The sequence below is a fragment of the Neisseria sp. HMSC065C04 genome (assembly GCF_001815375.1).
Lineage (GTDB): Bacteria > Pseudomonadota > Gammaproteobacteria > Burkholderiales > Neisseriaceae > Neisseria > Neisseria flavescens_D.
Genome location: NZ_KV820422.1, coordinates 171,237 through 193,477, shown reverse-complemented (window position 1 = coordinate 193,477; position 22,241 = coordinate 171,237). Strand labels below are relative to the sequence as shown.

Annotated in this window: 17 protein-coding genes and 1 pseudogene; 9 read left to right on the top strand and 9 right to left on the bottom strand. The window is 45.6% G+C overall.

Annotation, left to right across the window (positions count from 1 at the left end):
* Positions 1 to 2: 2 nt before the first annotated feature.
* Positions 3 to 3,278 carry an ImcF-related family protein gene (locus HMPREF3022_RS09820; RefSeq protein ID WP_049332889.1) on the bottom strand — a complete coding sequence of 1,092 codons (3,276 nt, stop codon included), beginning with the start codon at positions 3,276 to 3,278 and terminating at the stop codon, positions 3 to 5.
* A 416-nt stretch (positions 3,279 to 3,694) separates the two neighbouring features.
* Here HMPREF3022_RS09820 and HMPREF3022_RS09815 point away from each other — a divergent pair, with 416 nt between their 5' ends.
* From HMPREF3022_RS09815 to cysS, 6 genes are all read left to right on the top strand, one after another.
* The gene (locus HMPREF3022_RS09815) at positions 3,695 to 4,057 is read left to right on the top strand and encodes a hypothetical protein (protein ID WP_003681812.1); all 363 of its coding nucleotides are present in this window, start codon (positions 3,695 to 3,697) and stop codon (positions 4,055 to 4,057) included.
* A complete protein-coding gene (locus HMPREF3022_RS09810) occupies positions 4,057 to 4,440 on the top strand; it encodes an acyl-CoA thioesterase (protein ID WP_003748005.1) in 384 nt (127 codons plus the stop codon). The genes HMPREF3022_RS09815 and HMPREF3022_RS09810 overlap by 1 nt, the downstream gene beginning before the upstream one ends.
* A complete protein-coding gene (locus HMPREF3022_RS09805; RefSeq protein WP_004519060.1) occupies positions 4,437 to 4,925 on the top strand; it encodes a peroxiredoxin family protein in 489 nt (162 codons plus the stop codon). The genes HMPREF3022_RS09810 and HMPREF3022_RS09805 overlap by 4 nt, the downstream gene beginning before the upstream one ends.
* Before the next feature lie 143 nt (positions 4,926 to 5,068).
* On the top strand, positions 5,069 to 6,223 hold the full coding sequence (gene obgE, locus HMPREF3022_RS09800; protein WP_049323600.1) for a GTPase ObgE: 1,155 nt from the start codon (positions 5,069 to 5,071) through the stop codon (positions 6,221 to 6,223).
* 120 nt (positions 6,224 to 6,343) lie between these two features.
* The gene (locus tag HMPREF3022_RS09795) at positions 6,344 to 6,835 is read left to right on the top strand and encodes a hypothetical protein (protein ID WP_049323604.1); all 492 of its coding nucleotides are present in this window, start codon (positions 6,344 to 6,346) and stop codon (positions 6,833 to 6,835) included.
* Between the two features lie 78 nt (positions 6,836 to 6,913).
* Positions 6,914 to 8,335 (top strand): cysteine--tRNA ligase, encoded by a 1,422-nt coding sequence (gene cysS, locus HMPREF3022_RS09790; RefSeq protein ID WP_049323606.1) that lies wholly within the window; start codon positions 6,914 to 6,916, stop codon positions 8,333 to 8,335.
* A 110-nt stretch (positions 8,336 to 8,445) separates the two neighbouring features.
* On the opposite strand, the pseudogene HMPREF3022_RS09785 reads toward cysS, so the two are convergent.
* Together HMPREF3022_RS09785 and HMPREF3022_RS09780 are read right to left on the bottom strand one after the other, a co-directional pair.
* Positions 8,446 to 9,050: pseudogene (locus tag HMPREF3022_RS09785) on the bottom strand (nitroreductase family protein).
* 15 nt (positions 9,051 to 9,065) lie between these two features.
* A complete protein-coding gene (locus HMPREF3022_RS09780; RefSeq protein ID WP_003683872.1) occupies positions 9,066 to 9,461 on the bottom strand; it encodes a DoxX family protein in 396 nt (131 codons plus the stop codon).
* A gap of 128 nt (positions 9,462 to 9,589) precedes the next feature.
* Here HMPREF3022_RS09780 and HMPREF3022_RS09775 point away from each other — a divergent pair, with 128 nt between their 5' ends.
* Positions 9,590 to 10,480 (top strand): LysR family transcriptional regulator, encoded by an 891-nt coding sequence (locus HMPREF3022_RS09775; RefSeq protein WP_070765553.1) that lies wholly within the window; start codon positions 9,590 to 9,592, stop codon positions 10,478 to 10,480.
* 57 nt (positions 10,481 to 10,537) lie between these two features.
* Here the strand turns inward: HMPREF3022_RS09775 and HMPREF3022_RS09770 are convergent, their stop codons facing one another.
* The 6 genes from HMPREF3022_RS09770 to HMPREF3022_RS09745 all read right to left on the bottom strand — a co-directional run bounded on the left by HMPREF3022_RS09770 (position 10,538) and on the right by HMPREF3022_RS09745 (position 17,303).
* Positions 10,538 to 10,879 (bottom strand): hypothetical protein, encoded by a 342-nt coding sequence (locus tag HMPREF3022_RS09770; RefSeq protein ID WP_003683849.1) that lies wholly within the window; start codon positions 10,877 to 10,879, stop codon positions 10,538 to 10,540.
* A gap of 201 nt (positions 10,880 to 11,080) precedes the next feature.
* A complete protein-coding gene (locus HMPREF3022_RS09765) occupies positions 11,081 to 13,435 on the bottom strand; it encodes a Tex family protein (RefSeq protein ID WP_070765552.1) in 2,355 nt (784 codons plus the stop codon).
* Between the two features lie 64 nt (positions 13,436 to 13,499).
* The gene (locus HMPREF3022_RS09760; RefSeq protein WP_003747991.1) at positions 13,500 to 14,150 is read right to left on the bottom strand and encodes an ABC transporter ATP-binding protein; all 651 of its coding nucleotides are present in this window, start codon (positions 14,148 to 14,150) and stop codon (positions 13,500 to 13,502) included.
* Entirely contained in the window at positions 14,147 to 14,944 is a 798-nt protein-coding gene (locus HMPREF3022_RS09755; RefSeq protein ID WP_049332909.1) for an ABC transporter permease, read from the bottom strand. Before HMPREF3022_RS09755 ends, HMPREF3022_RS09760 begins: the two co-directional genes overlap by 4 nt.
* Positions 14,944 to 16,113 carry a capsule biosynthesis protein gene (locus HMPREF3022_RS09750; protein WP_049332911.1) on the bottom strand — a complete coding sequence of 390 codons (1,170 nt, stop codon included), beginning with the start codon at positions 16,111 to 16,113 and terminating at the stop codon, positions 14,944 to 14,946. The genes HMPREF3022_RS09755 and HMPREF3022_RS09750 overlap by 1 nt, the downstream gene beginning before the upstream one ends.
* A gap of 11 nt (positions 16,114 to 16,124) precedes the next feature.
* Positions 16,125 to 17,303, bottom strand: a complete 1,179-nt coding sequence (locus tag HMPREF3022_RS09745; RefSeq protein WP_049332913.1) for a polysaccharide biosynthesis/export family protein — start codon at positions 17,301 to 17,303, stop codon at positions 16,125 to 16,127.
* Positions 17,304 to 17,421: 118 nt separating this feature from the next.
* Between HMPREF3022_RS09745 and HMPREF3022_RS09740 the strand changes: the two genes are divergently transcribed.
* Together HMPREF3022_RS09740 and HMPREF3022_RS09735 are read left to right on the top strand one after the other, a co-directional pair.
* On the top strand, positions 17,422 to 18,525 hold the full coding sequence (locus HMPREF3022_RS09740) for a stealth family protein (RefSeq protein WP_049332916.1): 1,104 nt from the start codon (positions 17,422 to 17,424) through the stop codon (positions 18,523 to 18,525).
* Between the two features lie 18 nt (positions 18,526 to 18,543).
* Positions 18,544 to 22,230: a CDP-glycerol glycerophosphotransferase family protein gene (locus tag HMPREF3022_RS09735; RefSeq protein ID WP_070765551.1), complete on the top strand. Its 3,687-nt coding sequence runs from the start codon at positions 18,544 to 18,546 to the stop codon at positions 22,228 to 22,230.
* The last annotated feature ends 11 nt before the right edge of the window (positions 22,231 to 22,241 follow it).

Below are 22,241 nucleotides of genomic sequence, written 5' to 3'. Positions count from 1 at the left end.
GATTATTTAACCTCAAAAATCTTATTCGGCAGATGGATATTCTTCAGTTCCAACAATCCCAAAGGTCCTTTACCGGAATTAGTTCTCATATAGAACCTCATCAATTTGTCTTTTTCCAATGGGAATTCGACTAAATAAGTGCCACTGTCAATCGGTGTAACCCTAGATTTTTCAAGCATACGGATAAAACCGAAGCGACCACTAATTTCTTGAGTCTTACGCATACCTTCTGCCTCAGTTTCCCAAGAAATACGAAGACCGGCATTGCTGACATCTCCAGGCCATTTGAATGTCTTCCACTCTGTTTGTTGGTTGAAATAATCTAAAGACTGGCCGTCGATAATTAAATCATACTGAACAATACCTTGAGTAGATGTCGGCTTCAGCTCAAAGCTATAACCACCCTCTCCGTTAACAAAGAAATCTTCAGAAATAGCACTCAATTTATTCAATTGTTGCAGCAATCCCGGATTAACTTTCAATTCACTTCCGGGAGCAACAATCCATTGGTTACCTTGTTTGGTTAAAACACCTGCCAATTGGGTTGTGACAAACTGATTAAGTGCACCTTTGTTAACATCCAAATATTTTGCCAATACCGGAATCGAAACTTCGATTTCTGATCGAGCAAATGGATATCGACCACCCAGTTCAGACTGCATAGGATTGACAAAATTGCTTGCCCACAAATTATTGATGTCTTTTTGAGCAACCCCAGCAATTGAATCCCATACGGAATTAAACGGCAATACAAAAACATTTCGTGCAAACGGCAACAATCTGTCACCCACACCAGCCTCAATCAAACGTGCGTACTGTATGCCGTCGAGGAACTCATTATCACCACCGTTTAAAACACCTTGCACGGCCGTTCTTGCCGCACCTCCGGTATCAGAAGATGCCGTCATTTGAATCAAACGCTGCTTCACAGTAGTTACACGTTCAAGGTAACGCTGCAAACTCAAATCACTCTTTGGATTAATTTGTGCATCAATCAATTGCAACAGAGTTTCAAATTCCGCTTCTAACGGCCCTGCCAGATAATCATTTACCTTATCTTCCAAAGCATTAATATTTTCAGATTGAGAATTCAATACCGCATCTGCAACCTTACGCGAACGAGTAGACAGTTGTCTTGCGGCTACACGTTTAGCTGCATCTGCAACAGCAGGATTGACATCAACTTTCTTGCTATCCAGCTGACTGCTTTCTTTCACTGCATTAAATAATGCCACCAATGGCGAACGTTGAGGATCCGCATAGACATGAAGCTGATTGACTGCATCCAAGCTGGTTGTTCTCGGTTGCCATGTAATGCTGTTCATCATGTTATACCAAGCAGTAGCATATTCCTTAAAGTAACGTTCTTTCAGGCTATTGATTGCCGCTTCTGTTACCGAGGCTTGGTACACGTTACCGCCCAATACCCAATCATTGCTCTTACTGTCTTTAATTGCCTGTTCTAGTCCCGGCTTAATATATTTTTCCCAACCCTCAACCGTATATATACGTGGCAAAGGTTTTCCAACAGTCCAAATACCTTTCAAATCCTTATTAAGCAATTTGTCTAAGGTAATGGTTTGCAACTTGGCATTCGTACCCTGAATAATGCGTTTATACAATTGCTCACTGCCTTGGTCGCGATTTATCCAGTCCACTAAGACCTGACGGCTTCTTGATACCAATTCAGTTTGTTCAGGCTCTGCCAAATTATTTTTTTGTGACATACGCGACACAAAAAATTGTGCCAATGTTTGCGCATCTTTCGCCGCCACATTTTGCGTCGTCAACATCTGCGTCAACTTGGTTACTAAGAATTCTGCATCTTTTGTGCCTTTTGTTTTCTCAACATGAGACGTCAGCATCAAATATGCTTTCAAATCTTGATAAGCACTATCCTGAAGTTCAAAGTCATCAGGAATCCTGCCTTCCAACATTACCAATTCATCTAACTTGTTCTCAAAGAATGCAGTAGCAGGACGGCTGATAACATCTTTTGCCAAATTATTATATTTACGGTAAGCAACAGCCAAGAGCTCTTGTCGATGCTCATACCCCAAAAACTTAACTGCATATTGTGAGAAGCTTCGACGAGACTCCAAATCTGTAATATCTTGTTGCAATCGAATAAGTGTAGCTACTTTCTCTGCACGAGATTTTACTTTCTGTACGCTTTCAAAATCGGTCTTCAAACGGCTGATTTCTTGATAGCTGCTATATGCACTGACTGCAAACGCACCACCGACAAGCAAGGCAACTGCACTTAAGCCCAAATAAATTTTTTCCGTTTTAGAAAAACGCAGTTTCTTTCCTGAACCCAAAACAGATAAATCGTTGAATGCACGGAAAATCAAATCTCCTGATTGTTCAGGTTGATTTGATTGGATAAAAGAAATACCTGCAACAGTATCCAGTTTTCCCAGTCCCCGCTTTTCTGCAGCAATATAATCAGCCAAAGCCTGAGTTTGTGACGGCAGTTTGGCGGACAATTTCGCAATGGGTGTTTGTTCTAAATCTGCTTCAATCAATCGTGTACCCACAGCTGCCAACCGATTAGCAAATTGATCCAACTCTTTCATCAACTCTGCTGAAGATACTGTTGAACCATATTTCAAAGCATGGCTGACTGCTGATGGCATTTCATTGCCATCATTTACAAAATGAACTTGATTAATTGGAAGTTTCCAGCCAAGTTTTTTCATTAACTCAAGCAGTTGAGCGGTATTTTCCTGAACTGAAAACTCCCCTTGAAGCTCAACAATACCTTCTGCAGGACGTTTTCCCACACCCCTCAGATACTGCCAACCATTCGCGGGTTCCATTGCCTGAGCATCTATCCAAATCGCAGAAGCCGTTTCTACCCAAAGTTGCGGGCGAATATTAGGCAAAACTCTATCCAAGAGCATTGGTTCTTGGGTTACAACGAAAATCCAAGGCTTACGATGTTTTTTATATTGTCTAGTCAATAAATAAATATGGCGTAGCTGCTCCCAACGTTCCGCTATACCAATCAGAGTTGAAGACTCTCCATTATCCCCACTTAAATCTTCAGGATTTAAATGTTTCAAACCGGAGTATTTATCGGAGCTCCTAGCCCAAAAAAATCTCGTAATCAAAGGAGTAAGGAGTATCAATGAGATCACAATTGATACACATGCCCAGACCACAATTTTTGCAATAGTCGACGTAATGCCAAGATTTTGGCCAAAAAAGTATAATAGGATTGCGCTGATGGCACTTCCAATAAAGATGATTACCCCTGTTGTAATAGGCTTCATAGTAGAGTTTTCTCGAAAAAGATAAGGGATGGATTATAATAGGATATTTCCTCTCCGTCATTATTACATATAAATCTTATTTCAATAAATATTCATTTAACCCAATATTTATCATCACCTTTCGATGTTGCTTCAGCCTCTGACTCATAAAAACTATTCGCTAGTCGCACATATAATCAACCAAACCAACACACCCTCCGAAAGTATCAAAGTTATATTCAAAACTTGATATCTTCTCCTCATACCAATATAGATGCAGAAAATAACCGTGTTGTTTACACAACAGATTTAGGAAACAAACCCTATCTGGCTATACCTTATATCGTATTTTTTCAGACGGCCTTTATCCCCCAAAAGATAGCCAGTCCACCACCTTTGCTATATCATTCAACTATACAGAAACCAAGGAAAACACCATGTACGAAGTCAACCGCAGCGTCTTCCTGCTTATCCCCCTCGATCCTTTTTGGAACTGGTTGAAATCCCTGCCCGGCAATCACTTGGACGGCCTGACGCTTGAAGATATCCAAGCCGATGCCAATTCCTATCTTGTTCGCCCGTGCGAAACTGCCGACGAAGTATGGGACGAAATCGAAGCGCGTTTCGAAGATATTTTTGCTGCCGAATTGGCTGACTGGTGCGAAGACGAAAGCGAATGGCCTGATTTGGACGCCGACATTTTCAACGAATGGTTCGACATCCAACTCTCCACCGTGATTACCGACCTCGAACACGAACCAATCGCACGCGAAGAGTTCCAACCCATCAATCTCAACTGATGAAACTGACCGTCCGCAACTACCATCTCGACGGCTACGGCCACGTCAACAATGCGCGCTATCTCGAATTTCTTGAAGAAGCGCGCTGGACGTTTTTTCAAGAGCATGACCTTCTGTCCGAACTCAAAGGCATCATGCTCGTTGTTGCACGCGTTGATATCCGCTATCGCCGCCCGTCGCTCGAAGGCGATGTTTTAACCTTTACAGGCCGTCTGAAAGACATCGGCACACGCCACATCATCCTCAGCCAAACCGCGACCCTGCCCAACGGCAAAGCCGCCATCGAAGCCGAAGTGACCCTTATGCCCGTCAGCAGCGAAAGCGGCCGCAGCATCAGCGTTCCCCAAACCTTAGCTCACGCCATTCAAAACCTTACATCATGAAAAAAATACTCACACTCCTTGTCGTTGCCACGATTGGCGCGCTTCTTGCCTTCGTCCTTATTCCCAGCAACAAAGCCGCCCCTGATTTCGCACTGCCCGACCTGCAAGGCAAAACCATTACCAATGCCGATTTGAAAGACAAAGTTACCCTCATCAACTTCTGGTTTCCCTCCTGCCCCGGCTGCGTGAGCGAAATGCCTAAAATCATCAAAACTGCCCAAGACTATCAAGGCAAAAACTTCCAAGTCCTCGGCATTGCCCAGCCCATCGACCCTATCGAAAGCGTCCATCAGTACGTCAAAGAATACGGGCTTCCTTTCACCGTCATGTACGATGCCGACAAAACTGCTGCAAAAGCCTTTGGCACACAGGTTTACCCGACTTCCGTCCTGATCGACAAAAACGGTAACATCCTCAAAACCTACGTTGGCGAACCCAATTTCACCCAACTCTATCAAGAAATTGACCAAGCCCTCGCCCAATAAATCCAAGGCCGTCTGAAACCATATTTCAGACGGCCTAAAACCGAAATATCCTTTATAATAAGCAACATTTTATCCGTTCAGACACCAAGCTCCTCTATTAACAAAGGCCGTCTGAAACAATCGAATACCCATAAGAGAACACCATGAAATTTATCGACGAAGCAAAAATCGAAGTCGCCGCAGGCAAAGGCGGTAATGGCGCAACCAGTTTCCGCCGCGAAAAATTCGTACCCCGCGGCGGCCCTGACGGCGGCGACGGCGGCAAAGGCGGTAGCGTCTGGGCAGAGGCCGACGAAAACACCAACACCCTCGTCGAATACCGCTTCGTCAAACGCTACCAAGCCAAAAACGGCGAAAAAGGCCACGGCTCCGACCGCTACGGCGCAGGGGCGGACGACATTGTCCTCAAAATGCCCGTCGGCACCCTCATCCGCGACCTCGACACTGACGAAATCGTCGCCGACCTCACTCACCACGGCCAGCGCGTCTGCCTCGCCAAAGGCGGCAAAGGCGGCTTGGGCAATATCCACTTCAAATCATCCGTCAACCGCGCGCCCAAACAATCCACGCCCGGCGAAGAAGGCGAAACCCGTTCCCTGCAACTTGAGCTTAAAGTCCTCGCCGATGTCGGCTTGTTAGGCATGCCCAACGCCGGAAAATCCACCCTGATTACCGCCGTATCCGCCGCACGTCCCAAAATCGCCAACTACCCCTTCACCACCCTGCATCCGAACTTAGGCGTCGTGCGCATCGACGAAAACCACAGCTTCGTCATGGCAGACATCCCCGGCCTGATTGAAGGCGCGGCAGAAGGCGCAGGCCTCGGCCACCGCTTCCTCAAACACCTATCGCGCACCGGCCTGCTGCTGCACGTTGTTGATTTGGCCCCCTTCGACGAAACCGTCAATCCCGCCGAAGAAGCCCTCGCTATTATCAACGAACTGCGCAAATACGACGAAGAACTCTACGACAAACCGCGCTGGCTGGTGCTGAACAAACTCGACATGCTCGACGAAGAAGAAGCCCAAGCGCGTACCGCCGCCTTCCTCGAAGCCATCGGCTGGGATTACCCCAAACCAGACGACCGCTTCCAATTCGACATGGAAACCCCGCGCCTCTTCCAAATCAGTGCCCTGACCCACCAAGGCACGCAGGAATTGGTACACCAAATCAACCAATACCTGACCGAGAAAAAACGCATCGAAGCGGAGAAAGCCGAAGCGGAGCAGGCAGCCGCAAAAGCCGAAATTGTCGAGCAGCAACCTAAAACGGATATGAGCGTGTTTAAAGCAGAATAAATGTTTTCAGACGGCCTGTTGGATAGAAAGGCCGTCTGAAAACATATCAACCGTATCGTAAGATACAAAAAGATTACTTAATGAGGTATAACAGCCCAAGCCATTTAACAAAGGAAAACTATGTTAAACAAAATTTCTATTTTTATTCCGATAACTTTATTAGCTGCTTGCTCAACTATCTCACAAACAAATTCATATCAAGCCAACGGCGATACTTTTGTAACGCCCAAAAACTGGATACTGATTGATACACATGACAATCTACCTGCATATTTACTCTCGGAAAGCCTAGAAAAATCCGTACTCACTCTACCAAACAATAAAACAGTTGTTTATTTAAGTGGAATAGTTATTACGCATTTTAATAAGGGAGGAAAAATCCATTCTTTATCTTCCCATATGATTATCAAAGATTGCCAACAACCACAGCTAACCTCTTTAGGAGGATTAGCTACGCAATATGAGCAACCTTTACTCAGAGGTAACTCTACGCTAACAGAATCTAAACTACCATTATCATTGAAAAAAAAATCACATGCTATTGCGTGCGAATATGCACAAAAGCATAATGTGCCGACTGAAAAAATCACATTACCAACAAAGAAACAATAAATTATCTGTTTTTCCCATTTCAATAAAGCATACTTCTAATGCCCTAATGCATAACTTTTTTATCCAATACCAAACACCATGACCACCATCTACAACACCCTTACCCGTCAAAAAGAACCCTTCACCCCCATCGACCCTAAAAACGTACGTATGTACGTTTGCGGTATGACCGTTTACGACTACTGTCACTTAGGCCATGCCCGTGTGATGGTTGTGTTTGACATGATTGCCCGTTGGTTGCGCGAGTGCGGTTATCCGCTCACTTATGTGCGCAATATTACCGACATCGACGACAAAATCATCGCCCGTGCGGCTGAAAACGGCGAAACCATCGGCGATCTGACTGCGCGTTTCATTCAGGCTATGCACGAAGATGCCGATGCTTTGGGTGTGTTGCGTCCCGACATCGAGCCGAAGGCGACGGAAAACATTCTGCAAATGATTGCCATGATTGAAACCCTGATTCAAAACGGCAAGGCATATCCTGCCGCTAACGGCGACGTTTACTATGCCGTGCGCGAGTTTGCCGCTTACGGACAATTATCAGGTAAATCGTTGGACGACCTGCGCGCAGGCGAGCGTGTGGAAGTGGATGGTTTCAAACGTGATCCGCTTGATTTTGTGTTGTGGAAAGCAGCCAAAGCAGGTGAGCCGGCATGGGAAAGCCCGTGGGGCAATGGCCGTCCGGGTTGGCATATTGAATGCTCTGCCATGAGTGAAAACCTGTTCGGCGATACTTTCGACATCCACGGCGGCGGCGCGGATTTGCAATTCCCGCACCACGAAAACGAAATCGCCCAAAGTGTCGGCGCGACAGGGCATACCTGCGGCCATGACCACGCGCAAACCCACCACGGGCAAAGTATTGCCAGCCACGTCAAATACTGGCTGCACAACGGCTTCATCCGCGTGGACGGCGAAAAAATGTCCAAATCGCTGGGCAACTTTTTCACCATCCGCGAAGTGTTGAAACAATACGACCCCGAAGTCGTGCGCTTCTTCATCCTGCGCGCCCACTACCGCAGCCCGCTGAACTACTCCGACGCGCATCTGGACGACGCAAAAGGCGCACTGACCCGTCTGTACACCACCTTGAAAAACACACCAGCGGCTGAGTTTGATTTATCTGAAAACGCCAACGACTACACTCGCCGCTTCTACGCCGCCATGAACGACGATTTCGGTACGGTCGAAGCCATTGCCGTGTTGTTTGAGCTGGCAGGCGAAGTGAACAAAACCAACGACGCACACCTCGCCGGCTGCCTGAAAGCCTTGGGCGGCATCATCGGCCTGTTGCAACGTGATCCGATTGAGTTTCTGCAAGGCGGTGCTGTTTCAGACGGCCTCTCCAACGAAGAAATCGAAGACTTAATCGCCCGACGCAAACAGGCGCGCGCGGATAAAAACTGGGCAGAGTCCGACCGCATCCGCGACCTTCTGAACGAACACAAAATCATTCTGGAAGACAACGCCGGCGGTACGACTTGGCGCCGCGGTTGATTTCATAGCATAGATAAAAGGCCGTCTGAAACTGTTTTCAGACGGCCTTTTATTTTGCTATTTCAAAAAGGGCGCAAACATTACGCCCTTTGTTTAAAACATCATTTCATTTATGCGCCAAATACTTTCAGACGGCCTTCGATTGGTTGGAAGGCTTTTCACCGGCTGAAGCCGCGATACCGCCAATCACCATTTGCGCACGCAACAACCAGCTTTCCGGCAGGTTCCATTCTTTGGAAATGGCCGCATCAGGCAGCGGATTGTAGTGTTGCAGATTGGCGCCGATACCGGCAGCCGCCAATGTTGTCCACACGGCATATTGAACCATGGCATTTGCCTGATCCGCCCAGATCGGGAAGTTGGCCGCATAAGATGGGAACTGCTCTTGCAAGCCTTTGACAACATCTTGATCTTCAAAGAACAAAACTGTTGCCGCGCCTGCTTTAAACAAGTTCAGTTTTTGTGCGGTGGCTTCAAACTGCTCGGCAGGAACAACCGCACGCAACGCTTCTTCAACAAAATGCCACACTTTGGCATGTTCTTCGCCAAACAATACAACCACTCGGGCAGATTGCGAATTAAAAGAAGACGGCGTATGCAAAACGGCGTGTTCGATGATTTTGGTTACTTCCTCATTGGACAGAGGCAGGGTGTTGTTCAATGCATAGATAGAACGACGGGTTTCAGCAGCTTGTTGCAAAACAGAATAAGTCATGATCTTTTCCTTAAATTAATCTTTATCTTTACCAAAAACGTTATCCAAAGCCCACGCCCCGCCACCGGCTACTGCCAGATACAAAAACACGAAGCAGAACAAAACGGCAGATTCGCCATGGTTGGCCAATGGGAACAAAACATTACCAGAAGACGCGTGCGCCATAAAGTAGGCGGCTGCCATCTGACCGGACAAAACAAACGCGGCCGGACGGGTGAACAGACCCAATATCAATAAGATACCGCCGACAATTTCCAAAATACCGGCCACCAGCATCAAGCCTTCGGGCGCACCGCCCATAGACATCGGAAAACTGAAAAACTTGGCCGTACCATGCAGCAAAAACAAATACGCTGTAACAATGCGCAAGACAGACAATACAACGGGTTGGAATGATTTGAGGGCTGACATCTTAATAATCCTTATTTTAATGGCTACCTGAAAGAGGTATGGAGCAATTTCAATAAGTGCAGTATAGATAATTCCCAGTAAGAGATATATACTCGAATTATTGATACAACGTTTCCTAATAAGAAATCATGGATACCCTATTCAGCCTAAAAGTTTTCCGCCAAGTTGTTCAAAGCGGTAGTTTTACCCGTGCTGCCGATCAGCTCGATATCTCCACCGCCATGGCCAGCAAACACGTCAGCCATCTGGAAAATACCATTCAAGCCAAGCTCTTACACCGCAACAGCCGCAACCTCCACCTAACCGAAGCAGGCAAAGAATACTACCGCCAATGCAGCTACGCGCTGGATACCTTGGACACCGCTGCCCAAAAAGCGGCAGGCGGCGCCGACACGCCGCAAGGTATGTTGCGCGTTACCATGCCCTTGTGGTTTGCAGGCGGCAATATGAGCGCATGGTTGGCCGAATACCGCCAGCGTTATCCCAAAGTTACACTCGACCTCGTCCTCGACAACCGCCATATCGACCTCATCGCCGAAGGCTTCGACCTCGCCTTGCGCGTTTCCAAAACCCCCTCTCCTTCGCTGATCGTCAAACCGCTGGCCAAAATCGAGTTCGTCCTGCTTGCCGCCCCCGACTATCTCGCCCAACACGGCACACCCGATACGCCCGAAGCCGTCATGCAGCACCAAGCCATCTTGCCTTCCTATACCAGTCAACAAAACTGGGAAATTACCCACCGCCACACCGGAGAAAAAGCCATTCTCCACCTCTCCCCCGTTATCCGCAGCGACAACACGCTGATGATACGCGAGCTGATTAAAGCAGGCGCAGGCATAGGCTATCAGCCCCTTTGGGCGGTTCAGCAGGAATTGAAGGACGGCACATTGGTCCAACTCCTGCCCGATTACACCATCTGGACAGATCAACTGAATGCCACTTATGTCGACCGGGCATTTCTCAGTGCGAAAGTGCGCAGCTTTATCGACTTTCTCAATGAAAAAATATCGGAAGGATAAACATCAAGGCCGTCTGAAACACTTTTCAGACGGCCCTTAATCAAAGCAACAATCCAATCAATAATTGGTTGAGCAAAACTGTTCGCGTTTGTCCGCATCAGCGGCATAGCATGTCAAACCCATGCCTGACGCATTGCTGTTGTTCGCTTTCGCACCCGGTTTCTTGTTCACCAAAACCTTACCGTTTTTACCGATTTCAACGGTCACGCCTTTGCCGTTTTTCAACTTCCATTTCAACACTTGCGCATCGGCACTTTGGCACTTGCTGACCGTACAGCCACCTTCTGTCGCGACGTTGCCGTTTTTATAAATCACGCACTGCTGCTGGCTGTCGGTACAGGCCGCATACGCAGCAACGGAGAAACAGGAAATCAGCGCGGCAAACAAAACAGGTTTCATGGTTTGAACTCCTAAGGTTGTGATGATGGGTTTGTGATATTTGGAACTATACGCTTATTTGTATGTACCTACTACAAAATGTATCGGTAACATTCAACGGGCGCAGCACTATATCCATTCCACCAATTATCTCATTCGCCCCATACGATAAAGGCCGTCTGAACATCATTTTTCAGACGGCCTTCAAGTTGGTTTTCTACCTTAACGCTTCAACTTTACAAACGCATCCGCCATCGCCGAATTAGTCGGTGCGCCGTCATTGCGTTGGGGTTTGCGGTCGCGGCGTTCTTGATGTCGGGTTTCAGACGGTCTGTTGCCTTTGACGGCACTGCCCGGTTCGTCATCCAAACGCATGGTTAACGCAATGCGTTTTCTGGCGGCATCGACTTCCAGCACTTTCACTTTCACCACATCGCCGGCTTTCACGACTTCGCGTGGGTCTTGGACGAATTTATTGGATAAGGCGGAGATGTGCACCAAACCGTCTTGATGGACGCCGATATCCACGAACGCGCCGAAGTTGGCGACGTTGGAAACCACGCCTTCGAGTATCATGCCGACTTGCAAGTCGCTGATTTCATGTACTCTTTCATTAAATCTAGCAGTTTTAAATTCACCACGCGGGTCACGGCCGGGTTTTTCCAACTCAGACAGGATGTCCAGAATGGTCGGCAGTCCGAAGCGTTCGTCGATGAAGTCGGACGCTTTGATTTGCTTCACACGCTCGCGGTTGCCGATGAGTTCGGCGGCGCTAATGCCTTGTTGCGCCAGCATTTTGGCGACGATGGGATAGGCTTCGGGGTGGACGGCGCTCGCGTCCAGCGGCTCTTTGCCGCCGTTAATCCGCAAAAAGCCCGCCGCCTGCTCGAAGGTTTTTTCGCCCAAACGCGGTACTTTCAGCAATTTTTTGCGGCTGTCGAACGCGCCGTTTTCATTGCGGTAGGCGACGATGTTTTGGGCAAGGGTTTGATTTAAGCCGGAAATCCGCGCCAAGAGCGGGGCGGAGGCGGTGTTCACGTCCACGCCGACGGCGTTCACGCAGTCTTCGACCACTGCGTCAAGCGATTTGGCAAGCTGGCTTTGGTTGACATCATGCTGATACTGACCCACGCCGATGGATTTGGGATCGATTTTAACCAACTCGGCGAGCGGGTCTTGCAGCCTGCGGGCAATGGACACCGCGCCTCGCAGGGAAACGTCCAAGTCGGGGAATTCACGCGCCGCCAGTTCGGACGCGGAATAAATCGATGCTCCGGCTTCGGAAACGATGATTTTGTGAATTGGATAGTTAATATAGTCTTCTCCAACAGCCCATTCGATATCAGATAACTGCATATTTTTATCTATTGCTATGTTTCTTATATTTCTTGTTGTCAAACGTGTGATAACTGCTCCAACTAACATATTAGTTTCACGACTAGCTGTTCCATTACCGATAGCAATCACTTGAACTTTATACTTTCTAATAAAAGTGACTAACTGTCGAATAGATTTTTTATCATTAAATAAATAGAAAATAAATGTGTCTATGAGCTTACCTGTTTCATCAATTAATGCAGCTTTGACTCCTGTTCTAAACCCTGGATCTAACCCCAAAATAGATACTCTCCCCGCAGGTGCGGTAAGTAATAAATCTTTTAAATTTTTAGAAAAAACAGTAATGGCATTTACATCTGCTAATTCTTTTAGTTTGGAAAATATCTCAAGTTCCAGCGACAAAAAGATTTTTGCACGCCAAGTCAGGCGCACGGTATCGCCCAGCCATTTGTGGCCGTCTGAAACCTTGAAGCGGCGGGCGATGATTTGTTCGTATTCGCTTTGCTGGGTAATCGGCGTGTCGTCGGGCTGGTATTTGAGCGCAATGTTCAACACGCCTTCGTTGCGGCCGCGCAAAACCGCCAGCGCGCGGTGGCTGGGCATAGTACGAATAGGTTCGCGATGGTCGAAATAATCGCTGAATTTTTCGCCTTCGGTTTCTTTGCCTTCAACGACTTGCGCATGGATTTCGGCTTCGTTCCACAGCTTGTCGCGCAGTGTGCCGATGAGTTCCGCATCTTCGGCAAACTGCTCCATCAGAATCGCACGCGCGCCGTCCAGCGCGGCTTTGGTATCTGGAACGTTTTTGTTCAAGTAGCCTTGCGCGGCGGCTTCCACGTCCTGCGGCTGCTCGGCAAGCAACACGTCCGCCAGCGGCTGCAAACCGTGTTCACGCGCGATTTGCGCTTTGGTGCGGCGTTTGGGTTTGTAGGGCAGATACAGGTCTTCCAGCGCGGTTTTGTTGTCGGCAGCTTCGATTTGCGCTTTGAGGTCGTCTGAAAGCTTACCTTGCTCTTCAATGCTTTTTAAAACAACGGCTTTGCGATCTTCCAACTCGCGCAGGTATTGCAGCCGCTCGGCAAGCTGACGCAACTGCGTATCGTCCAGCCCACCCGTGGCTTCTTTACGGTAACGCGCGATAAAGGGTACGGTCGCGCCGTTGTCCAAAAGCTTAATGGCGGCATTGATTTGCGCGGCCGTAGCCGAAAGTTCTTGGGAAAGAATTTGAGTAATGTTCATCAATAGAATTCCAACGGACAGGCCGTCTGAAATTTCAGACGGCCTGATTTAAAAAACAATTGCTTTAAGGCAGCGAATTATAATATTCGTAGGCTTTGTCCATATCTTCAAACTGGTACATATGCCCTTTTTCCAGTACCATCGCATTATCGCAATATTGCTTCATAGCGCTGTGGCTGTGTGACACCAAGATGATAGAACGGTCTTTGCGCTTTTCAAACAACTCGTACTTACATTTATCGGCAAAGCGCGAGTCGCCAACCGCAATCACTTCGTCAATCAGATAGCAGTCAAACTCTACCGCCAACGACAAAGCAAATGCCAAACGCGCCTTCATACCTGAAGAATAACGCTTAACCGGCTCGTAAAGATATTGACCCAGCTCGGAAAACTCTTCGGTAAAGTTCTTCACATAATCGATATCGACATTGTAAATCCGGCAGATGAAACGCAAATTGTCCATACCGGTCAGACTGCCTTGAAACGCACCGGAGAATGCCAAAGGCCAAGAAATACTCATCGTCCGCTTGATTTCGCCCGTGGTCGGCGGCTCAACGCCGCTAATCAAACGGATGAGCGTCGATTTACCTGCACCGTTGCGGCCGAGAATACCGATTTTCTCGCCCTTCTCCATTTTGAAGTTGATATCGTGCAAGACTGTCCGCCAACCTTGGCGGGTCAGATAGCGCTTGGAAACGTGTTCAACTGAAATCATTGCGGCTCAACCCCTTTGCTGAATCTCGCCACCATCGCCAAACCAAGCAGCAGCAAAACCAAGTTACACAACAAAATATACCAAGGATTTTCGTAAGTCGTAACGCTGTTACCAAAATATCCGGCACGGAACATTTCTGTACCATGCACCATCGGAAGCATCAGCACATAGTGTTGCAACTGCTGAGGCAGGTTGTGTACGAAGAAAAACACGCCGGACAAAGGCATCATCACAAAACTGATGGTACTCCAAACTTTGCCAAACGGCTCAAAATGAAACGCCACCGAACAGATGACTAGCCCCAATCCAACAGCAAACATTGCCATCAATAGCCAAGCCAACAACATATAAAAAATATCTGCCGGTACATCAATCCAGCCGATGACGACCAATGCGAACATAATCACGACCTGCGCAATGGTGGCGCCGGCAATCTCCAACAACATACGCGCAAAAATGGTATCTAAAACACGTACATTTCGGTGATACAGCAGGCTTGTGTTGGCCGCAATCGAACCGATGGCGCGATTGGAAGCATTACGCCACATCATCATCATCGGATAGCCTGTCAGCGTGAATGCCACGATATTCAAAGCCGACACGTTGTTCATGCGGAAAAACTTCCACATCAACACCATAACCAAAGTCAGCAGCAAAGGTTCGACAAACAACCACAAAAAACCAATGTTATTACGACCGTAGCGAGTAATAATTTCACGCATTAAGAGTGCGCCGATTACCCTTTTTTGGATAAGCAGCGACTCCAAAAACGATGTTTTATGTAGCTCTTTCATCAGTTTTTATGCTCACGGATACTTGCCGTCAGCAACACGGCAATGCCATAGACAATCAAACCGATGACAAACGTTGCCACGATGTTGTACAAACGGTTTGGCTCATGCGCCAAGTCAGGTTTGTTCGGCTGGGAAATCACTTCCAAATACAATTGCTGACGATCTGCTTCCGCTTTTGCACTTTCCAAAGAAGTCATCGCCGCAGCCAATTGTTTCTCAGCCAATTCGTTTTCCAAATATACGCGCTGATATTCCGCCGCCTGATTGGACAACGAACCCTCGCCACCGCCGGAAATCGCTTTCATTTGTTGCGAGATTTCTTTACGCAAGCTCTTCTCACGCGCAATCAAACCTGGAATTTGTGGGTTTTCAGGCGTAACGGCTTTTACCTGGTCAAGCTGGGTCTGAATAACAATCAATTCATCCTGTAATTTAGACACCAAACCCATTTGCACATCGGATTGCGCCTTTAAGTCAAAAATACCGTTGGAAACACGGAATTTTGTCAATTGAGCCGAAGCTTCTTTAACTTTCTCTTCAGCCGAATTGACCACTTCCTGAGCATAACGAATCGTATCCTGACGCGCACGTTCGTTCAGCTGGTTGATCAATACCTCACCCTGTTTGAGCAAAGCATCATTGATCTTTTGAGATTCACCGGCATTGAACGATGTAACGCTCAAATTGGAAATGCCTGAGACAGAGTCAAAATGGATAGATACCTTATCGCGGTAGTATTGATAAAACGCCTCATCCTCGCCACGCAGGCCAAAACCATTAAAACGGCTGAAAATATCGCCTTCTTTTTCATAAAAATCACGAACGGGCATTTTCTTACGCAACGCGTCCAAAGCCGAACGCGACTGCATATATTCCTGCACGGTATAAATATCGTCTTGCGCACGAGAGAAACCAGACCCCTGCAAAATAGCGCCCAAGCCGTTCAAAGACGATTGGCTTTTAGGAGAACGCACCACAAAGCTGGACTGGGATGTGAACTGATCAGAAGCAAATAGTCCGTAATACACACCGGAACACAAAGTCGGCACGATAACCGTTACCCAAAGCAACGGATTAATCTTACGCAACCAAGACTTTTTAGCCTTTTTCTTTTCGGGAGCCGGTTGTTCCGGTTTCACATCCACATTTGCAGAAACTTGCTCAGACATTATTTTCCCCATTAGTTCACTAAATTATTAATACTGTTCGCACCGCTAACCACAGGCGAGAACACAAATGACAAGAACTTGCGTACTTCAGCCATCGGCGCATTCGATACGTACACCACGTCCTTATCCCTCACAGGGAAACGCTGCATCCAAAACATAGAATTCGCATCTGCCAGGTTCAAACGGTAGACCACAGGAATCTCCGCACGATCGCCATAACCCTTTTCAACCCATTTAGATTGTTTCTCGGGAGGCAGCTCGGATAAAGGCGCATAACGGAATACAAATACACCGCGCGCATCTGCACGATAATCCTGCAAACCGCCCATACGTCCCACAGCCTCAGCCAAAGACAAGCCCTTCACAGAGAAACCAATCTGCTGCGTATGACCGACCGCACCCATAGACGTAAACGTGCTTGGATTAGTAATCATTGTGACTACATCACCGCGGCGCAACAAAATATTTTGACGCGGATGCGCTACCAAATCTTCCAAAGCAATCGTTCTGACAACATTGCCGCGTGTTAGCTGTACGTTCGTATCCTGAACATTCGCAGTCGAACCGCCCACGGCAGCCACCGCATCCAACACACGCTCGCCTGCAGCCGTCAAAGGCATACGCACACTATTACCCGCACGGATAACCGATACATTCGCCGCATTGTTTTGCACCATGCGCACCATTACCTGCGGCTGGTTCGCCATTTTTTTCAGACGGCCTTTAATAATGTTTTGCACCTGAACCGGTGTTTTACCAAGGACAGACACATCGCCGATAAACGGCACAGAAATCGTACCTGAAGAGCTGACCATCTGTTCAGGCAGCTTCGTTTGCTGCGCATTACCCGAACCGGTAGACGACAAAGCCCCGCCGAACAACACAGCCGGAGGAGCTTCCCAAATCGTAATGTCCAGCACATCGCCTATATTGATAGCCCCTATTGATGATGTACCATCGCCCAACTGAGCAAATGACTGATTAACTTGCGCTTGATATAGTGACTGAGCCACCGCACCATTCACATCAATCAATTCCACCTCCGGCACTTCGGCCGTAGCCGGCTGTTGCCCCAAAGCAACAACATTTCGCGTACTCGGACCAGAATTAGGAAGAGAAGAGCATGCGGCCAACAGGCTGACGCACAACAATAACATGCCCCTGCGGGTAAGACATTCTGCTTTCAACATTGATTAAATCTCACTATACTTTTAATTAAGCACGACCATTATAACACCTGATGAAATATTAGGCCGTCTGAAAACCTGACATAAGTATCAAAAACATCACATTACAGCGAATACCGTCATGAGAAAACTTAAAAAACTGATTCGACAACCAGGTGTATTCTTCCGCGACTATCTCAACAAAAGATACCCTGTCCGCAACGCCGAACAGCGTACAACAGAGTCTGACGAACCGGTCATTATCGACAACACCCTGTATTTAGCCGAACTTGAAAATAGTATCAACCTTCCCCCTATTAAAGTTGATGTCGTTTTCACATGGGTAAATAACCAAGATCCCAAATGGCAGCAACGTCGCCGCCAACATAGCCCTACTGCCGAACAAAACGCACTCCACAATAATGACGAAGCCCGTTTCAGCAACCACAACGAACTTTACTATTCACTTCACAGCGTGCGTACCTTCCTGCCGTGGGTCACCCATATCTACATCATTACCGACAACCAACGCCCCGACTGGCTCAATCCTGCCGACTATCCCAATGTCAGCATAATAGATCACAGTCAAATTATTGACCCGCAATACCTGCCCACCTTCAATTCGCATGTAATCGAAGCACACTTGCACAACATTCCCAATCTAAATGAACACTTCATCTATTTTAACGATGATGTATTTGTTGCCCGACCATTACCGAAGGAACATTTTTTTCACGCCAACGGCATTGCTTCACTTTTTATTGCAGACAAAAGCCTAAAACAAATGTCTGAAAGAGGAACCAATACACCCACTCTTTCCGCCTCAAAAAACTGTATCGCACTATTACAACAGCACTACGATTGCCACATCGACCGTCCGTTAGTACACACCTATATCCCACTGCATAAAAGCAGCTTTCAATTTGCTTGGCAGCACTACCGTACTGAGATTGAAGCCTTTTTATCCAACCATTTCCGTTCTAACCACGATCTCAACCTTGCCACCTTCCTCGTACCTTGGCTGATGTTTTTAAACAGGAAATCTACAGTAGGTAATGAAATATGTTATTATTTTAATATCCGCTCCAACAAAGCGCCTGCCCAATATATCAAGCTCTTGGAAAATAAAAAAAATGGGCGGCAGCCACACTCTTTTTGTGCCAACGATTTTCACAGCCAGCAACAGATTGAAAACTACCAGGACAAACTGATTCAAATGCTGGAAAATTACTTCAAAACCAAATAAAAATAAAAGGTCAAAAAAATGAACAATAAAAAATTTCGGAAGCTCTTACGAGACCCTAAACTCTTTTTCCGCGACATGTACGCCAAACGCGTAATGAAACTCAAAAAATACCTTCCCTTAAAATACGAAGGTAATAATCAATTTACAATCGTTTCAGCCGTTTATAACGTCGAAAAATACCTTGATGAATACTTTGACAGTATCGTCAAACAAAGCTTGAATTTCAAAAAACACATTCAAATCATTCTAGTAGATGATGGGTCAACCGACCATTCAGCAGAAATCATCAAACGATGGCAAGCCAAATTTCCCAAAAATATCCATTATTTTTACAAAGAAAATGGCGGCCAGGCCTCGGCACGCAATCTAGGTTTACAACATACACAAACGGAATGGGTAGTATTTACTGACCCTGACGATTATCTTCACCCTGACTACTTCAAATCAGTAGATACTCAAATTAGCCAACATCCGTCAGCAGTAACCGTAGCCACCAATATGATTTTTTTCTTTGAAAATCAAAATATTACAAAAGATAATCATCCTTTAAAATTCCGTTTTGATAAAACCCACGTTATTGATGTTGCCAAGCTCGATAAATTTATCAATATGTCAGCTGCCTCCACCTTTTTCAGAGTCAGCCATATTAAAAAACAGAATTTGGTATTTGACCACAATGTTAAGCCAAACTTTGAAGATGGCAAATTTATTGCAGACTATTTATTAGATTTACAGAACGCAAAAGCTGTATTTGACAGAGATGCCGTCTATTTCTATCGCAAACGTGAAAGCGGTACATCCACTTTAGATACTTCTTGGCAAAAAGTAGAAAAGTTTTCTAATGTTTTTGAGTATGGTTTCTTGCCTATGCTTCAAAACTATAAAAACCGCTTAGGACATGTACCCTCCTCAATACAAAAAACCGCATTATATGATATGGCTTGGTATATTCAACAATTGCTTAATAGACCTGAACGTCTAGATTTGTTGGATACCAAACAAAAATCACATTTTTATGATCTAATGCAGCAAGTCTTTAATTATATTGATGAAAAAAATATTATGGAATTTGGCTTAGCAGGGGTATGGCTATTCCATAAGGTTGGTATGCTTGGAATGTTCAAACAGAGCGAGCCACCATTCCAAATCGCCTATATTGAAAACATTGATCGTGAACGCAAACAGTTCCTTATCAGCTATTTTACCTATTTCGACCAGCCATATTCTGTGCAGGCTGATGGACATGATCTTATTCCTGTCTATGTAAAAAGCGTAATTAATAAGCTAAATGAACAATTATTTGTTTACGAAAAACGTTTGTGGGTTCCCTATGGGGATGTTGCAGACAACGCCAAAATTAATATTCTACTTAACAAAAAAGCAATGCGAATTTCGATTAAAGGTAAAACCTTTATGCACGGCATCGCATTAAATGAACTTATCGGTTTATTTACGCCGTCTGAAAAATACCTTTCAGACGGCAGTTGGCTCTTGATGGACAGGGAAACCAAAGCTGACGACAACGCTGAGCATTTTTATCGTTATATGATGCAGAACCACCCTGAACAAACTTGTTATTTCGCACTCAACAGAACCGCCTCTGACTGGAACCGTCTCGAACAAGAAGGCTTTAAACTTGTAGAATTTGGTGGTAGAGAATACGAACAACGTTTGCGTAAAGCTGAAAAAATCATTTCCAGCCATCTAGAAAAACACATTAACAATTATTTTGGTGATTTGTACGAACACAGCAAAAAATTCGTCTTCCTTCAACATGGAGTCACCCAAAACGACCTTTCTGCATGGTTCAATACTAAAACTAATCTACATTGTTTTATTACTACTGCCACCCCTGAATATCAAACAATCATAGCTAACCCTAGCCGCTATAAGCTAACAAAAAAAGAAACAGTATTAGCAGGCTTTCCTCGTTATGATAGTTTAGTATCAAAAAATATTGATCAAAGTAGAAAAATCCTAATTATGCCTACTTGGAGAAACAATATTGTAGGACAAAATATTGGTCGCGGTAGCAACACACGTGCGTTAAATAGTGATTTTATGAAAACTTCCTATGCGCAACATTGGTTTAATTTTTTGCACTCTATAAATTTAAGACAATTAGCAGAAAAGTTTAACTATGAAGTTATATTTGCTCCACACCCGAATATTGAGCCTTATTTAGACTTCTTTGATATTCCTAATTACATTCAGGTTTGGAAAGGATCAAGTGCTATAGAAAGTATACAAACCTTATTTGGCCAATCATCAATTTTAATTACTGACTATTCCTCTGTAGCCTTTGATATGGCATATCTGAATAAATCTATTATCTATTATCAATTTGATCAAAAAGAATTTTTCTCTGGAGCCCATACCCTCCAAAGGGGATGGTTTGACTATGAAAGTTCTGGCTTTGGGCCAGTCACGTTAACTGAACAAGAAACATTTAATGAACTAGAAAATATTCTCAAAACGGGTTTAAAACCAAAATATCTTGAACGTATCCGTGCTACCTTCCCATTTCAAAAAGGTGGTAACTGCGAACGTGTGTATCAAGCTATTATCGCCCTTGATCATGCCGAAACTGTCGACAACCTACCGATTCTGGTCAATATGATTGAGCAAGCAGAAAATCATCAGGCATGGGACTTGGCTGCAAGCCGTATTCAAACTCTGCTTGATACAGGCCGTCTGAATGCGGAAGAAACAGCTGATTATCGCCATCGTTATCTGAACGCTTTATTTGAGAGCAAACAGTTTGATACTTTGCAAAACCTGTTACCTGATTATCCCGATACCGCAGGTTACTGGAATGCGAAAATGGACTTATATATCGGTAATGCCGTTAAAGGGGCGGAATTTTTTGCTGAAAACGAGCATATAGGAATGCAAAATGATTTACTTATAGCATTACTTGCAGCCTCGTTTCATCAAGCAAAAAGGCTGTCTGAAAAACTGTTTGCCCGGATAGGTACAGACTTATCCGACTCATATCAACCTTTGTTGACCGTAGCACAAAAGCTATCGGAGCAGAATTATTTTGTAGCATTGGCTTTACTGAAAACGTATATTGATAGCTTGGACGATCGCACAAAAGGTTATCTAAAACCCGAGCTATTGGCTTCTTACCTCTGCATGAAACTTGGTAACTTACAAGGCGCGCATCAGTATTTGGTTTCTTTTGAAAACCATACTCAGAATGATCCAAGTTGCCGTATCGCCATTGCAAGACTGGCAAAATTACGCGGTGATTCTGAAAAACTATTTACCCAGCTTAACCGTGCCTTTGAAGAAAATCTGCTCTTAATTCCTGAAGATTTAACAGTCGATTATCTGAAAAAAATGTATGCTACCGGCAACACCGACGGCGAAGGATATCTATTGGCTCAACTGCGCCAAAAATATCCTGAGAATCCGTCTTTGGCCTTGTATGAAGCTGAAAAACTTGCTCAAAACCAAGATTGGGAGTCTGTCACCAAAATATTGGCTGATTTTGCACAAACCTCACCGGAAACAATGTATCTTTATACAACTGCTTTATGCCGTCTGAAAAACCATCAGGCAGCACAACGTTATTTTGACAGTCTCTCTCTACAAGACACAGCAACATATTGGAAACTGGCAGCTGAAATAGCCGAAGCTAAAGGTGACAAGGCATTACAGGCTGAGTGTCTGAAAAAACAATTGGCTTGTTTAGAGTAATCTCTGTCTTA

Coding starts and splice junctions, on each gene's coding strand:
- HMPREF3022_RS09735 (WP_070765551.1), top strand. CDS start 18,544: ATGAACAATAAAAAATTTCGGAAGCTCTTACGAGACCCTAAACTCTTT.
- HMPREF3022_RS09760 (WP_003747991.1), bottom strand. CDS start 14,150: ATGATTTCAGTTGAACACGTTTCCAAGCGCTATCTGACCCGCCAAGGT.
- HMPREF3022_RS09810 (WP_003748005.1), top strand. CDS start 4,057: ATGAAACTGACCGTCCGCAACTACCATCTCGACGGCTACGGCCACGTC.
- obgE (WP_049323600.1), top strand. CDS start 5,069: ATGAAATTTATCGACGAAGCAAAAATCGAAGTCGCCGCAGGCAAAGGC.
- HMPREF3022_RS09770 (WP_003683849.1), bottom strand. CDS start 10,879: ATGAAACCTGTTTTGTTTGCCGCGCTGATTTCCTGTTTCTCCGTTGCT.
- HMPREF3022_RS09775 (WP_070765553.1), top strand. CDS start 9,590: ATGGATACCCTATTCAGCCTAAAAGTTTTCCGCCAAGTTGTTCAAAGC.
- HMPREF3022_RS09755 (WP_049332909.1), bottom strand. CDS start 14,944: ATGAAAGAGCTACATAAAACATCGTTTTTGGAGTCGCTGCTTATCCAA.
- HMPREF3022_RS09765 (WP_070765552.1), bottom strand. CDS start 13,435: ATGAACATTACTCAAATTCTTTCCCAAGAACTTTCGGCTACGGCCGCG.
- HMPREF3022_RS09805 (WP_004519060.1), top strand. CDS start 4,437: ATGAAAAAAATACTCACACTCCTTGTCGTTGCCACGATTGGCGCGCTT.
- HMPREF3022_RS09815 (WP_003681812.1), top strand. CDS start 3,695: ATGTACGAAGTCAACCGCAGCGTCTTCCTGCTTATCCCCCTCGATCCT.
- HMPREF3022_RS09820 (WP_049332889.1), bottom strand. CDS start 3,278: ATGAAGCCTATTACAACAGGGGTAATCATCTTTATTGGAAGTGCCATC.
- HMPREF3022_RS09750 (WP_049332911.1), bottom strand. CDS start 16,113: ATGTCTGAGCAAGTTTCTGCAAATGTGGATGTGAAACCGGAACAACCG.
- HMPREF3022_RS09795 (WP_049323604.1), top strand. CDS start 6,344: ATGTTAAACAAAATTTCTATTTTTATTCCGATAACTTTATTAGCTGCT.
- HMPREF3022_RS09780 (WP_003683872.1), bottom strand. CDS start 9,461: ATGTCAGCCCTCAAATCATTCCAACCCGTTGTATTGTCTGTCTTGCGC.
- HMPREF3022_RS09740 (WP_049332916.1), top strand. CDS start 17,422: ATGAGAAAACTTAAAAAACTGATTCGACAACCAGGTGTATTCTTCCGC.
- HMPREF3022_RS09745 (WP_049332913.1), bottom strand. CDS start 17,303: ATGTTGAAAGCAGAATGTCTTACCCGCAGGGGCATGTTATTGTTGTGC.
- cysS (WP_049323606.1), top strand. CDS start 6,914: ATGACCACCATCTACAACACCCTTACCCGTCAAAAAGAACCCTTCACC.